An 11,800-nucleotide genomic window follows, 5' to 3' on the forward strand; every position below is an offset into this window, starting at 1 on the left:
GATGGGATTCCACACCTGATAAAGCCAGATGGCGGCTCAGGACTTGCTGTAATTAAACGAAATTCTAAAGGGTCGGGATCAGCGGCACAATAGATGCAAGCAGGCATGAGCGGGGAAAATGAAAATATGCGTCCAGCGCTGTCGGACTGCGTATCGGGCAGAGCATGATGCTGCGAGTTTCGCGTATCACGATCACGCCAATCTCAGCTAAACAGTGACATGGGCATGACGAAAAACGCTGGTGGACAAGGCACCTTGCCCCTCACGACATCTCGCCACGCCTCAAATTAATGGGAACCGGCCTGCCCCGCAGGATGATCCAACGGGGCGAAGTTAACTGACTAGACCCGAAACTGCTTGAGCAGGGTGTCAAGCTGGGCCGATAGCTGCCGCAGATCACTGCTGGCCTCGGCAACCTTTGCCACTCTGGCTGCACTCTCGCTGTTGAGCGTCGCAATCCGGTTGACGCTATGGCTGACCGCCTCTGCCACCGAGTGTTGTTCTTCCGATGCCTGGGCGATATACATGTTCATCTCGCGGATCAGGCTGACCTGATTTTTAATCTTCTCCACCGATATCTGCACATCTGCCGCCTCGATGCCGGCGCGGGATGCCTTCTCCTGACTCTGTTGCATGCCGGCACCGACATTCTGGGTCGCTTGCTGCAACCGCTTGATACTGGCGCTGATCTCCTCCGTCGACTGGCGAGTACGGCCCGACAAGGTGCGTACCTCATCCGCCACCACCGCAAAACCGCGTCCCTGATCACCCGCCCGCGCCGCCTCGATGGCCGCATTGAGGGCAAGCAAATTGGTCTGCTCGGCAATGCCGTTGATCACCTCAATGATGGTGCCAATGCTGCTGCTCTCGGTCGAAAGGGTGCGCATCAGGGTGGCGACTCGCTCCACCTCCCCCACCAGTTGATGGATGGCCTCATTGGCATGGCCCGCCAGATTGTAACCCTGCTCCACATAGAGGTTGGCCTCATCGGTAGCGCCAGAGGTTTTCACTGCGTTACCAGCCACTTCCTGCACTGCCTGACTCATTTCGGTAATGGCGGTAGCGACCTGATCCAGCTCGGATTGCTGGGCGTCACTGCCTACCCGGGTATCTGCCGAGAGGGAGTCACAGAGTTCGGCGGTTTGCAACACACCGGCAGAGAGCTCGTTGATCTCCGCCACCATCTCCTGCAACTTGGCAATAAAGTGGTTGATGTTGGTGGCCAACGCGCCCATCTCATCCTGACGGCCGATCTTCAGACGCCGGGTCAGATCCCCCTCTCCTTTGGCCAGATCGAACACCGCCTGATTCATCTGGTGAAGCGGCCTGAGCACATTGCGATGAATCAGCACCATTAACAGGGCGATGATGCAGAGATCGAGCACCAGGATCTGCCAGACGGTGGTGATCAACTGCTGGCGCAGTTGGGCCTGAATGGCGGCATCACTGGTTTGCACCAGCAATCGGGCCACGGTGTTTTTCTGGCCGCTGTCGTCATAGACCAGATCATATCCCCCATAGGCAGCGGTATCGGCAGGCATGGCTGTCACGGGGGCAATGCTCCCCGCCGTGTCACGGGCAAACCCGGCCACCAGCTTGTCCTTGTTGACCACCAGCAAAGCACTCAGGATATCGGCCGCCAGCTCGGACTTGAGCGATGCCTCGATGAAAGCCGATTCATAATTCCACAGCGGGCCGGGCAGGGAGAGCTGCAGCCGGCCGATGGCCTGTTCGACCAGCACACTCTGTTTGCTGTAGCTCTCCGCCTTGACGGCGTGGTAGTTGTAAGCGCCAAACAACACCAGTAGCAGACTCACCGACAGGGAGGTCAACACGGCAATCCTGAACGTCAGACTTTTCCAATCCATGGTTTCCTCCCGGTTTTACGGCAGCCGGCGCAGTGCCATTGAGCAGCACTTTCTATTGGTACTGTTACTGGTACTTGGCATTGATCTTGTCGATGGTGCCATCCGCCTTCATGGCTGCGAGGATCTCGTTGAGCTTGGTGATGAGCTCATCGGGCGTATCCTTGTTAAACGCCAAGCTCATCTGGGTTTCCTTGAACACGAAGACCGGCTTGGGTGAGGCCACCTTCTCCTTGCTGGCCAGATAGGGGGCCAGATACTGGCCGGTAGCCCAGAGATCGATGCGACCTGCCTCCAGTTTTTTCACGTTGGCGGTATCGTTGGCGGCCAGCTGCAACTTGGCAAATCCCTGGGCCTTGAGATATTCGGCGGCCGCATCACCGTTATAGCCACCCACCGAATACTGCTTGGCATCTTCCAGCGACTTGACCGTGATATTGGCGGTCGAACTGGAGAAAAATACCCAGTTGTTATTGACCAGCGGCCCTACCCACTTGAACAGTGCTTCCCGCTCCGGAGTGCGGGTCGTGGAGTAGAGGGCGGTATTGGGAGTACCGAGGGTATCTTCGTACGCCCGTTTCCAGGGCATCAGGGTCAGCTTGTATTCGACCCCGGCACGCTTGAACAGTTCTTCGACCACCTCGGTCGATAGCCCGACAATCTTGCCCCCCTCCCCCTGCATGTTGAATGGCGGGTAATCCTCGGTCATCACGTTCAGTGGCGCAGCCTGAACAGCGCTTATCGCCATCATGGAAGAGACTGAAAAAATTGCACTTTTCCACAGCAGTTGATAGTTCATTGCAACCTCGCTTTGCTTGCCATTCATCCCTGAACATCCGCCGTTACCGATGGCGGTGCACGTCTGACCCGCTGGGGTCATGCCGGCTTTCACGGCTCGCCGCCCACCAACGTGCAGCAGCAAACAGATCCGGATTTTGCCTGTGCGCAACGAAACGCAACCGGCGAGGGAGGCTCACAACAAATCGAGGTGGAAACATGCCAGGGCAGCATGAGGGGAGTGCGGAGTGGGGCGGATAAGCCTCTGCCATACAACAGCGCCGTGGCAAAGAAAAAGCGCATCGTTTTATGACAGGGGTCTGGGAGAGAAATGATAGAAAACGCCAACATCCATTTTCCCATACTGCTCGAGGAGACCTCAGAGCCAAACCTGTCCTTTAGCTAAGGTCACGAAAAGAGATACGTCAAATGAGAATGCTAACCCCCTCATCTGCTTCCAAATTAGATTCCAGATGAGCTCCGTCGAGCCAAAAAGTGGCGCTAGATACGCGAAAATGAGAAGGCCACCGCGAGGTGGCCTTCTCCAAATCAACAATAAACGTCTGGTGAAACTCAGTCCTTGGCCGCGTCCATCACACCCTCTTCGGAGTGCGCAGGCAGGATCAGGTTGAGCAGGATGGCGGCAACAGAGGCCAGGCCAACACCGGCCAGCGCGAAGTCGCCAATCTTCATCTCCAGCGCACCGACACCGACGGTCAGAGTCACAGCGACGATGGCGATATTGCGTGACAGCCCCAGATCCACCTTGGATTCCACCAGCGTCTTGAGACCGATGGCAGCGATGGATCCGAACAGCAGCAGCATGATACCGCCCATCACCGGCATCGGGATGGAGGTGAGCAGCGCATTGAACTTGCCGAAGAAGGCCAGAATGATGGCAAACACCGCAGCCCAGGTCATGGTGACCGGATTGAAGTTGCGAGTGATCATCACGGCACCGGTCACTTCGGCGTAGGTGGTCACGGGTGGGCCACCGATGAAACCGGCGAAGCAGACGCCGATGCCGTCACCGGCCAGCGTACGGTGCAAACCCGGATCCTTGGTGTAATCCTTGCCAGTCACGCCACCAATCGCCAACACGCCACCGATATGCTCGATACAGGGGGCGATGGCTACCGGCAACATGAACAACGCAGCAGCCCAGTTGATCTCCGGGGTTTCGAAGTGGGGCAGCGCCAACCAGGGTGCGTTCACCATGCCATCGAAACTCACCTGGCCCATGAAGACAGCCGAGACATAACCGGCAATCACGCCGCACAGGATGGGGATCAGCTTGATCCACCCCTTGCAGAACACAGCTGCAATCAGGGTGACCGCCAGCGAGATACCGGCCAGCGTCAGCGCAATCCCCGCAGGTACCACCTGCTCACTACCGGCGCGGCCCATCGCCATGTTGCAGGCAACCTGCGCCACAGAAAGACCGATCACCATGATCACCGGGCCAATCACCACGGGCGGCAGCAATTTGTGCACAAAGCCCATCCCTTTTGCCCGGATCAGCGCAGCCAGAATGAAATACATGAAACCGGCGGCAAACAGGCCAAACATGGTGGATGGCAATCCCCAGGTCTGGGTGGCGTAGATGATGGGCGCGATGAAGGCAAAGCTGGAACCGAGGAAAATCGGGACCTGGCGGCGGGTGCAGAGCTGGAACAACAGGGTGCCCACACCGGCGCCAAGCAAGGCCATGGAGGGGTTCAGTCCGGTGAGCAGGGGCACCAGAACCATGGCACCGAAGGCGACAAACAGGATTTGCAGCCCGGCGACACTTTGCTTGACTAAGGAAAACATGGATGTCCTTAATTTTTTGATAACTGATGGGGATATTTATCACTTTTCAGTTATCACAAGACTTTTTCAAGGCACAAAATGAACACAAATTCGTCACTTGTTACCTTTTACTGCTTGGGAAGGGCATGAAACTGGCTTTTTAGGCGGGATTCGTTGCTACAAGCATCGAGTATGCGATTTTACGCATTATTGTGACGAACGCCAATCGTTTTTCCATCATGTTTATTGTGTTCATAGTCAAAAATGCCGCCGCTTGGGGGCGCTCTATACTGGATCCTGTGAATCAAGATGGACAAGGAGTCCCCATGTCACAGCCCCCATTCAATGCCAGCCAGCGCAGATTGCTTATCGGCTCGGCCATCGCACTCGCTCTGTTTGCAAACCCGTTCAGTTATGATTTCACCCACAATGAGTGGCAAATGAATCAGGCCTATGCCAAGTCCTGCTTTATCGCCGGCACTCGCATCACGATGGCCGATGGTTCCACCCGCCCCATAGAGACGCTCCGGGTCGGTGAACGGGTGCTGGATCAACACGGCGGTAGTAACCGGATCCTGGCGGTCGAGCGGGTCATACTGGGCAAGCGCAGACTCTACGGGATCAATGATCTGCCCCCATTTTTTACCGCAGAGCACCCTCTGCTGACCACGCGGGGCTGGGCGGCCATCTCACCGGCCATGACCCGAACCGAAAACCCGCAACTGGCGGTGCTGCCGCTATTTACCGGCATGCAGATAATGTGTCGCCCGACACCTGTCATGGTGACGGGCAATCTGGCCCTACAATCCCAGCCGGAATTACTGCTGGTTGAGTCACTCTGCTGGATCGAGACATCTCCCACTACCGCACTCTTCAATCTGCTGCTCGATGGCAGCCACAGCTACATCGCCAATGAGCTGATCGTTCACAACAAAGATGGCGATGGTGGCAGTGGGGGCAGCAGTGGTGGAGGCAGCAACAGCGGCGGTGGCAGCGACAGCGATGGGGGCAGCAACAGCGGCGGAGGCAGCAACAGCGGTGGTGGCAGCAACAGCGGTGGTGGCAGCAACAGCGGCGGAGGCAGCAACAGCGGCGGAGGCAGCGACAGCGGCGGTGGCAGCGACAGCGGCGGTGGCAGCGACAGCGGCGGTGGCAGCGACAGCGGCGGTGGCAGCAACAGCGGCGGTGGCAGCAACAGCGGCGGAGGCAGTGATAGCGACGGTGGCAGTGATAACGAGAGCAGCAGCCACGATAATCAGGGTCAGGGCAAGCATGCCGGCGGAGAGCAGCATGGTGGAGGTGAACGGCATGCTGGTGGAGAAAAACATGCAGGGGGAGAACGCCATGGTGGTGGCCGCGGGTTTGGCAATGGCGTTGATGACAACGGCGTGGATGCGGTCGATGCCAATGGCAACAAGCTCAGAGGCGATGGCACGGTCGATGACAACGGCGTAGATGCCGTTGATGCCAACGGCAACAAACTAAGAGGTGATGGCACGGTCGATGACAACGGTGTGGATGCCGTCGATGCCAACGGCAACAAGCTCAGAGGCGATGGCACCATCGATGACAACGGCGTGGATGCCGTCGATGCCAACGGCAACAAGCTCAGAGGTGATGGCACCATCGATGACAACGGCGTGGATGCCATCGATGCCAACGGCAACAAGCTCAGAGGTGACGGCACAGTCGATGACAACGGTGTGGATGCCGTCGATGCCAATGGCAACAAACTCAGGGGCGATGGCACGGTCGATGACAACGGTGTGGATGCTGTCGATGCCAACGGCAACAAACTAAGAGGTGACGGCACGGTCGACGATCGTCAGCAAGTGCTTACCGATGAGCAGGAGCGGGCGCTGCTCAACAACGGCTTTCGCCAACAGGGGCAACCATGATGCGTTATCTGCTAACACTCCTCCTGCTCGGCCTCGCTGGCTGCGCCACGGTCGACACTCCGCCGCTTTACCATCAGATGGATAAGGCAGATATTCAACTGGCCAATCAGGCCCTTGCCAAGGCGCTGGAAACCCGCACCAAAGGGCAGAGCCTCACCTGGTTCAATCCGGCTAATCGTCACTCGGGTAGCGTCACGCCGCTGCGCACCTTCCGCCATACCAGCGGGGAGTGGTGTCGCGACTATCGCGAGCAACTCTATATCGGCAAGGCGAGCCAGCAGTGGCAGGATACCGCCTGTCGCAATCAGGAAGGGCGCTGGCGACCATTGCGAATTTAGTGAATGCCACGGGGTAAACGAAAGGGGGTAGCAGCGCTACCCCCTTGTCATCTTTACCGATCCGTTATCCGGACGGTGAATACGCGGTTATACCCGACGATAGGGCAGGTAAACCGGCTCCCACATGTGGTTGAGGATATGCTGCTGCAGATCCTGACCGATCAGTGGGTGGGAGGGATCCCGGCGCACGATATCCTTGAGCACGGCGGTCGCCACATGCACCGAGATGCTGCGCAGCTCGCGAATGCGGGGATACACGGCCCCTTTCGCCAGGTCCACCTCGCTCACGCACTCAGCCAGCGCAAAGGCGGCGGTAGTGAAGACATCGGGTGTGATCTCGCGGATCTGGCTGACGATGGCCGCCAGACCTACACCGGGGAAGATAAAGACGTTGTTGCCCTGCCCGACCCGGAACTCCTGCCCCTCGTAGCTCACATCCTTGAACGGACTGCCGGTTGCAACGATGGCTTTGCCCTTGCTCCAGCGGTAGATATCTTCCGGCAGCGCTTCACAGTTGGCGGTAGGGTTGGAGAGCGGGAACACCATGGGGCGCTCGCAATGCTGCAGCATCAGCTGGATGTGCTCTTCCTGGAAGGCCCCGCCCGAGCCACTGGTACCCAGCAACACGGTAATGGGCACATGACGCAGCACATCGGCCAGATTGGCCTTGCCGGGCACCTCGGTATCCCAACCCGCCAGCAGCAGCCCCGGCTTGGCGTAGCGACGCTTGTACTCGTCGAGCCCGTCCCGGTTGTCGCACACCAGCCCCTGGGTATCCAGAATGTAGATTCGATCGCGGGCCGCCTGCGGATCCATCCCCTCGCGGATCATCCCCGCGCAGATCTGATCCGCGACGCCAACCCCACCGGCGCCAGCGCCATAGACCAGATAGTTCTGCTGGCCCAGGGTCTCCCCCTTGACCTTGACCGCGCCTATGATACCGGCCAGCACCACGGCACCGGTGCCCTGAATATCATCGTTGAATGACGGCAGTGCCTGCTGGTAGCGAGCAAGATTGTTGAAGGCATTGGATTTGCTGAAGTCTTCCCACTGCAGCACGGCGTTGGGGAAGTGGCGCTTGACCCCCTGCACGAACTTGTCGATGAACTCTTCATACTCCTTGCCACGAATGCGCTTGTGGGGGCGGCCCAGATACATGGGATCATCGAGCAGTTTCTGGTTGTCGGTGCCCACATCCAGCGCGATGGGCATGCAGCAGGCGGGGTGAATACCGGCACCCAGGGTGTAGAGCGCCAGCTTGCCGATAGGGATCCCCATGCCGCCAACCCCCTGGTCGCCGATCCCCAGAATGCCCTGGCTGTCGGTGACGACTATGATGCGGATCGATTTGGCATCGAAGTGACGGGCCTGACTGCCCATGTCATCCACGTTGTCAGGGGTGATGTAGAGGCCGCGCGGCTTCTGGAAGCGGTGGCTGAACTCCTGGCACGCCTTGCCCACGGTCGGGGTATAGATGTAGGGAGTCATCTCCTCCACATGGCGTGACAACAGGGCATAAAACAGGGTTTCGTTGCGATCCTGCAGGGCACGCAGGTTCTGGTACTTCTCGATATCGCTGCAAGCGCTCTTGAACCCCTCATACACTCGCTCGAGCTGGGCTTCAAAGGTTTGTACCTGAGGCGGCAGCAAACCATCGAGATCAAAATCGGCCCGCTCCTGTTCGGTGAAGGCCGTGCCCTTGTTGAGGTATCGATTGTTAAGCAGATCAGTGCCGGTCAGTGCAACGGGGCGAAAATCCTGTCCCTGTGCATCTTTCCACAGCAGATATTGTCCGGTAGCCATAGTCATTCTCTTTGATTTACGTGAAATTGCCGTTCGGCAGGAGAGCAAGACTCATAATGAAATCAATCATATGACGTTTACTCGATCGGTTTTGTGAGCTTGGGCATACCCTGTGGCCGAAATCCGCTCATCTCACTCCCCGAGTGATAAATATCCACGGAGAGGAATGAGGCTCATGCTAGCATTGCGATCAATTCCGCAACGTTTCACCATGCCGCAGCCGGGAGTGACCTGATGCCCTCGACTTTTTCAGCCAGCTTTTGCCTCCTCTCGCCATGCGTCTGATACTGCTCCTTGCCCTGTCACAACTGCTTGCCTGCCAGTCGGCTCTCGCCGCACAGGGGAGAGAACTCAACATCATCGTGGGTGAATGGCCCCCTTTCGTCTCCGAGCAGTCAAAACAGCACGGGCCAGTGGCCCACCTCATCCGCGATCTGTTCAAGGAGGCGGGCTACGAGGTGAAGTTCCACTTCGCCCCCTGGGGTCGGGTCTATTCGCTGGCAGCCAACAGCCAGCTCTACGATGCCACCGCCGTCTGGATGCACAAGCCGGAACGTGAGCGGGATTTTCTGTTCAGCAAAGCGGTGCTGCAGGAGCAGTTTGTCTTCTTTTCACTCAAAGCACGACATCTGCAAGCCGAGCGCCTCGAGCAGATCGTTGGCATGCGGTTGGGGGGCGATATCGCCTACAGCTACGGGCCAGAGCTGGACAAGATGGTGGCCGACGGCAAAGTGAGCCAGCAGCGTGTCACCGACGTGAAGCAGAATTTCGGCAAGCTGCTGCGCGGGCGGATCGACCTCTATCCGCAAGAGCTGCGGGTCGGTCTGGCCGAGTTGCAGAGTCAGCTCGATCCCGCCAGCGCGGCACTCATCACCCACAGTCAGACCCCTTTTCTGCGCAACGACAGCTTCGTGATGTTCCCGCGCAAAATGCAGGATTCAGCCAAACTGCGTGATCAGTTCAATCAGCAGTTGCAGCAGGCCATCGCCAGCGGACGTTATCAAACCTATTTCGACCGGCTGGCCCGGGGTGAATATTGACCGTGGCGAGGCAAAAACAGAGAGGATAAAACAACGGCGATGGCCCTTTGTGGCCGCCACCGCTGTGATGCTTGTCAGCGGCCGGCATTAGCCGCTGATGCCCACCTCCAGCTTGAAGGGCGTCTTGGCCTTGCTGCTCTCGGCCGCCCCCATCTGGTAGACCCGAATGGTATAAGTGCCCTTGGCGGGCAGGGTTGCCTCAAAGTTGTTCCCGTCACGAGAGCCAACAAAAATCGCTTCCCCCTTGCTGCCCGGCGGCAAAATATTGAAGTAGGGCTTGCCGGTCAGGATCACCACCATACTCTGGCCCTTGTTGGCCGTCAGCTTGTAATCGAGGGTCTGGCTACCCTGAATGGTGCCGTTGATAGTCGCCCCTGACTCCCCCTTCTTGAACTGCACCTGCTGAGTCTTGATCCCGTCAGCCGCCTGCGCCACGCCCGCAATACCACCGAAGAGCGCAGATGCACATACCGCTGCCAGCCATGTTTTTCTCATCATTTGTCATCCCTTGTATGAATGGAACCCCCTGTTACTGTTGCTCAAGGTGGCCCAAAAAACCATCGCCGTTTGCGGCATCGCTCAATCAATTTACCATCACGATCGACCTGCCATCAAAAGGGGCGCCGCAGCGCCCCTTCCCTTTACTCTTTGTCCGACCGTCAGCTTGATTTACCCACCTTGGGCTCATCGAGGGTGTGCTTCACCTCTTCATACCAGAGGTCGTGGTGCTCCTTGGCCCAGGTCTCGTCCACCTCACCGGTCACCATCCCCTCCAGCGCCCCTTCCAGCTGGAACAGGCCCATGTAGATATGGAAGATAAAACCGCAGATAAGGATCAAGGCGCCGACGATATGGATAAAGCTGGCCCACTCCATCTGACGGCGCAGCTGGCCGAAGATGGGAAAGTCCAGAAACAGCCCGGTCGCCACGACGATGCCGCCAAACCAGATGAGCAGCCAGAAGATCGCCTTCTCGCCGCCGTTGGAGAAGCCCGCCGAGGGGTGACTCCCCTTGTGGGGCCCCAGCATGCCGCCAGCCTTCATAAACCACTGCACATCCACCATGTTGACGATGTTGTGGCGGAACCACTTGATGAGTACACCGAGCAAGCAGAGGAAGAAGAGCGGCCCCACGTAGTTGTGGAACACCTTGGCGAACCAGATCCAGTTCTCCCACACCCCCATGCTCACCACCGGCTTGATGAAGTACTTGCCATAGATGATGGCCAGCCCGGACCCGGAGAGGGTCAGGAACATGGCCGCCGTGGTCCAGTGCAGCGCCCGATCCAGCCGGCTCCAGCGTTTGAGCTTGCGCCCGGTACGCGGTTTGGAGAGCTTGGTCGGCCCCACCACCAGGTACATCAGGCCGCACATGGCCAAGGATCCAAAGATAGCGATGGCACCGAGTGGCGACACCCACTTGGTCTTCACCTCGAACCAGAGCTGACCCGGCACCGAGATAAGCACTCCGTGCTCCGGCGAGCGGGAGGTGGTCACCCCCTCCTGCCCATCCTTCACCGCCCGCCAATAATCGGCGCCGGCAAAGCCGACCGCCTCTTTCTGCGCATCAGCGAAGCCGGGCGCGCTGAACAGCAGCAAGGCCGTCAGCAGCGCTGTCAGCCAGTGTCTCATTGGCCATCCTCCTGCTTGCCAAGCTTGAGCCCCTTGCCTCTGCCATCGTGAGGTTTGCTGGCGTCGCGATAGAGCGCCTGTTCATCAGCCCCCCAAGCTGCGTGAGGAGCACCACGATAGGCAACCCGCTCGCGGAAGATGTCGGAGATCACCTGCGCATCCCCCGCTAGCAGTGCCTTGGTAGAGCAGAGCTCGGCACACATCGGCAGCTTGCCCTCGGCGATGCGGTTGGCACCGTACTTCTGGCGCTCCGCCTCGCTGTGATCCTCTTCCGGGCCACCGGCGCAGAAGGTGCACTTGTCCATCTTGCCCCGATCGCCAAAGGCGGCGGTCTTCGGGAACTGGGGGGCACCAAACGGGCAGGCAAACAGGCAGTAGCCGCAACCGATGCAGAGATCCTTGTTGTGCAGCACGATGCCGTCGTCGGTGTGATAGAAGCAGTCGGCCGGACAAACCGCCATGCAGGGGGCATCTGTGCAGTGCATGCAGGCGACCGAGATGGAGGTCTCTCCCGGCAGGCCGTCGTTGAGGGTTACCACCCGGCGACGCTGGATGCCCCACTCGAGGGCATCGTCGTTCTCGTTCTTGCACGCCGTCACACAGCCGTTGCACTCGATGCAGCGCTTGGTGTCACACATGAATTTCATTCTGGCCATG

The 11,800-nt window shown here is 58.6% G+C and carries 10 protein-coding genes; 3 read left to right on the forward strand and 7 right to left on the reverse strand.

Annotated elements, in window-relative coordinates:
- Positions 1-341: 341 nt before the first annotated feature.
- The 3 genes from OKB77_RS17295 to OKB77_RS17305 all read right to left on the reverse strand — a co-directional run bounded on the left by OKB77_RS17295 (position 342) and on the right by OKB77_RS17305 (position 4,454).
- A complete protein-coding gene (locus tag OKB77_RS17295) occupies positions 342-1,868 on the reverse strand; it encodes a methyl-accepting chemotaxis protein (protein ID WP_270818026.1) in 1,527 nt (508 codons plus the stop codon).
- 64 nt (positions 1,869-1,932) lie between these two features.
- Positions 1,933-2,664, reverse strand: a complete 732-nt coding sequence (locus OKB77_RS17300; RefSeq protein WP_005334783.1) for a substrate-binding periplasmic protein — start codon at positions 2,662-2,664, stop codon at positions 1,933-1,935.
- Positions 2,665-3,215: 551 nt separating this feature from the next.
- Entirely contained in the window at positions 3,216-4,454 is a 1,239-nt protein-coding gene (locus OKB77_RS17305) for a uracil-xanthine permease family protein (RefSeq protein WP_069528628.1), read from the reverse strand.
- A gap of 305 nt (positions 4,455-4,759) precedes the next feature.
- On the opposite strand from OKB77_RS17305, the gene OKB77_RS17310 reads away from it, so the two are divergent.
- Together OKB77_RS17310 and OKB77_RS17315 are read left to right on the forward strand one after the other, a co-directional pair.
- The gene (locus OKB77_RS17310; RefSeq protein WP_418135342.1) at positions 4,760-6,331 is read left to right on the forward strand and encodes a hypothetical protein; all 1,572 of its coding nucleotides are present in this window, start codon (positions 4,760-4,762) and stop codon (positions 6,329-6,331) included.
- Positions 6,328-6,669 (forward strand): RT0821/Lpp0805 family surface protein, encoded by a 342-nt coding sequence (locus tag OKB77_RS17315; protein ID WP_227342189.1) that lies wholly within the window; start codon positions 6,328-6,330, stop codon positions 6,667-6,669. The genes OKB77_RS17310 and OKB77_RS17315 overlap by 4 nt, the downstream gene beginning before the upstream one ends.
- Before the next feature lie 87 nt (positions 6,670-6,756).
- On the opposite strand, the gene OKB77_RS17320 is transcribed toward OKB77_RS17315, so the two are convergent.
- Positions 6,757-8,472, reverse strand: coding sequence for an NAD-dependent malic enzyme (locus OKB77_RS17320; protein ID WP_064339679.1), 1,716 nt, complete (start codon positions 8,470-8,472; stop codon positions 6,757-6,759).
- 275 nt (positions 8,473-8,747) lie between these two features.
- On the opposite strand from OKB77_RS17320, the gene OKB77_RS17325 reads away from it, so the two are divergent.
- Complete coding sequence (locus OKB77_RS17325) at positions 8,748-9,512, forward strand: substrate-binding periplasmic protein (protein ID WP_270818027.1); 765 nt, start codon at positions 8,748-8,750, stop codon at positions 9,510-9,512.
- A gap of 87 nt (positions 9,513-9,599) precedes the next feature.
- On the opposite strand, the gene OKB77_RS17330 is transcribed toward OKB77_RS17325, so the two are convergent.
- The 3 genes from OKB77_RS17330 to fdh3B form a co-directional block, all read right to left on the reverse strand.
- Entirely contained in the window at positions 9,600-10,010 is a 411-nt protein-coding gene (locus OKB77_RS17330) for a DNA breaking-rejoining protein (RefSeq protein ID WP_233267718.1), read from the reverse strand.
- 161 nt (positions 10,011-10,171) lie between these two features.
- Positions 10,172-11,143, reverse strand: a complete 972-nt coding sequence (locus OKB77_RS17335) for a formate dehydrogenase subunit gamma (RefSeq protein WP_270818028.1) — start codon at positions 11,141-11,143, stop codon at positions 10,172-10,174.
- Positions 11,140-11,799: a formate dehydrogenase FDH3 subunit beta gene (gene fdh3B / locus OKB77_RS17340; protein WP_005353752.1), complete on the reverse strand. Its 660-nt coding sequence runs from the start codon at positions 11,797-11,799 to the stop codon at positions 11,140-11,142. The genes OKB77_RS17335 and fdh3B overlap by 4 nt, the downstream gene beginning before the upstream one ends.
- Position 11,800 lies beyond the last annotated feature (1 nt).

This window comes from Aeromonas sp. Y318-3, from assembly GCF_027706185.1.
GTDB lineage: Bacteria > Pseudomonadota > Gammaproteobacteria > Enterobacterales > Aeromonadaceae > Aeromonas > Aeromonas veronii.

What these genes read in the sequence shown, in the direction of transcription:
- OKB77_RS17295 (WP_270818026.1), bottom strand. Translation starts at nt 1,868, where the DNA reads ATGGATTGGAAAAGTCTGACGTTCAGGATTGCCGTGTTGACCTCCCTG.
- OKB77_RS17300 (WP_005334783.1), bottom strand. Translation starts at nt 2,664, where the DNA reads ATGAACTATCAACTGCTGTGGAAAAGTGCAATTTTTTCAGTCTCTTCC.
- OKB77_RS17305 (WP_069528628.1), bottom strand. Translation starts at nt 4,454, where the DNA reads ATGTTTTCCTTAGTCAAGCAAAGTGTCGCCGGGCTGCAAATCCTGTTT.
- OKB77_RS17310 (WP_418135342.1), top strand. Translation starts at nt 4,760, where the DNA reads ATGTCACAGCCCCCATTCAATGCCAGCCAGCGCAGATTGCTTATCGGC.
- OKB77_RS17315 (WP_227342189.1), top strand. Translation starts at nt 6,328, where the DNA reads ATGATGCGTTATCTGCTAACACTCCTCCTGCTCGGCCTCGCTGGCTGC.
- OKB77_RS17320 (WP_064339679.1), bottom strand. Translation starts at nt 8,472, where the DNA reads ATGGCTACCGGACAATATCTGCTGTGGAAAGATGCACAGGGACAGGAT.
- OKB77_RS17325 (WP_270818027.1), top strand. Translation starts at nt 8,748, where the DNA reads ATGCGTCTGATACTGCTCCTTGCCCTGTCACAACTGCTTGCCTGCCAG.
- OKB77_RS17330 (WP_233267718.1), bottom strand. Translation starts at nt 10,010, where the DNA reads ATGATGAGAAAAACATGGCTGGCAGCGGTATGTGCATCTGCGCTCTTC.
- OKB77_RS17335 (WP_270818028.1), bottom strand. Translation starts at nt 11,143, where the DNA reads ATGAGACACTGGCTGACAGCGCTGCTGACGGCCTTGCTGCTGTTCAGC.
- fdh3B (WP_005353752.1), bottom strand. Translation starts at nt 11,799, where the DNA reads ATGGCCAGAATGAAATTCATGTGTGACACCAAGCGCTGCATCGAGTGC.